This window comes from Nostoc sp. UIC 10630 (assembly GCF_010747425.1).
Taxonomy (GTDB): domain Bacteria; phylum Cyanobacteriota; class Cyanobacteriia; order Cyanobacteriales; family Nostocaceae; genus Nostoc.
In genome coordinates this window covers 1-1,542 of record NZ_JAAGOG010000427.1, presented here as the reverse complement: position 1 = coordinate 1,542, position 1,542 = coordinate 1, and the positions used below count along the sequence as shown (strand labels likewise).

Annotated in this window: 2 protein-coding genes and 1 pseudogene; all 3 read left to right on the top strand. The window is 45.7% G+C overall.

Annotated elements, in window-relative coordinates; all coding sequences use genetic code 11:
* Positions 1–348, top strand: a pseudogene (locus G1O98_RS38160) (SAM-dependent methyltransferase); the annotation flags it as partial.
* Between the two features lie 186 nt (positions 349–534).
* A complete protein-coding gene (locus G1O98_RS38155) occupies positions 535–858 on the top strand; it encodes a hypothetical protein (protein WP_163939636.1) in 324 nt (107 codons plus the stop codon).
* Positions 859–977: 119 nt separating this feature from the next.
* Positions 978–1,490, top strand: coding sequence for an SDR family NAD(P)-dependent oxidoreductase (locus tag G1O98_RS38150; protein WP_163939634.1), 513 nt, complete (start codon positions 978–980; stop codon positions 1,488–1,490).
* Positions 1,491–1,542 lie beyond the last annotated feature (52 nt).

Genomic DNA, 1,542 nt, shown 5'->3' with positions numbered 1-1,542 from the left:
TCAACTGTCAACTACGTAGTTGCAGATTTGTTCGCAGTTCCGGCACAATGGCATCAAGCCTTTGACTTTGTGTTCGAATGCCGTAACATTCAAGCGTTACCGTTAAATGTGCGTTATGCTGCTATTTCTTTGGTTGCCTCCTTTGTGGCTCCTGGTGGTACACTTTTGATGATTACTCGTGTTCGAGATACAGAAGCTGAACCGGATGGCCCACCTTGGGCACTATCAGACTCTGAACTGGAACAGTTTGAAAACTTGGGATTTGAGCAAGTAGAAAAACTTGAGTTTTTAGAATCTGAGTTTGACGTTAAGCAAGTGCGGATTAAATATCAAAGGCATAATTCATAATTCTTTGACATCCTCTGAGGGCTAACCGCTTGCCTTCTGGTAGTGTTTCTTGGGGGATGTCACTTTCATCAGGGATAATCAGCTAGCTAGTCGATCGCACCCTTTGTATTCACCTTGGAACCAAATCAGCTAAACCTATTTTCAGAAGTGAAGCCCACGCCAGTACGCAGAACAGAGGGACTGCTAATGAGCGGTGATGTCCTACTCAAGTGGAAAGCGCAAATTTTGCACTATCAGCAATGGGTGAGGGAGAGCAAACCACCTGAACAGACGGCGTTATTTGATATTACACCCAACCGCTTCGACCCAGACGCAATAGATCCTTTTACTTTACCTTTGCAATCAATGGCGTTTTACAGGATGCCAACAGATGCGGGTAGCGCCGCTGTTTATTTTGTGATCGATAATGCCATGCCCTTGCTGTTGTATGTTGGTGAAACAAGACGATCTGGTAAACGCTGGAAAGGTGAGCATGGATGCAAGCAATATCTAGATAGTTACCATAATTAGCTCATGCCCTTAGTGGGGCATACTCTGGAACATTATTTTGCTCAAAGGGTGAGGAATCGTTCTCCTCAATACTTAATACTTGAGTCTTGAATTGCAAAAACTATCAAAACAACTAAGTGATGAAAGACGCTCGATTAGAGATGCAAGACCCCCGGCAGCAATATCCTGCTCCGCCCTTTCCCAAACAACCGCAGCCTGTACCAGGACTTGCCCAAAAGATGCAGCCCCAACCGAATCACGGTGAGCAGAGCTACATTGGATGTGGAAAGCTTGCAGGTCGCAAGGCATTGGTCACGGGAGCCGATTCTGGTATCGGGCGCGCTGTTGCGATCGCATTTGCGCGAGAAGGTGCTGATGTCGCTATTGGCTATCTTAAAAGCGAAGAAGCTGATGCTCAAGAGGTCATCCAATTAATTGAACAATCAGGACGCAAAGCGGTTGCGCTTCCGGGTGACATCACCGACGAGCATTTTTGCCAAAAGTTGGTGACAGATGCAGTGCAATCTTTGAACGGTTTAGATATTCTCGTGAACAATGCTGGCGCACAGACATCTTACCCATCAATTAGCGACATCACGACTGAGCATTTCGATAAAGTGATGAAGACCTTGCGGGGGGACAAAATGGTTTAGAATGCTTATATTGCAAAGAGTGTAGCAATTTGTGGTAAAAGAAAAAGAGCCT

What these genes read in the sequence shown, in the direction of transcription:
- G1O98_RS38155 (WP_163939636.1), top strand. Translation starts at nt 535, where the DNA reads ATGAGCGGTGATGTCCTACTCAAGTGGAAAGCGCAAATTTTGCACTAT.
- G1O98_RS38150 (WP_163939634.1), top strand. Translation starts at nt 978, where the DNA reads ATGAAAGACGCTCGATTAGAGATGCAAGACCCCCGGCAGCAATATCCT.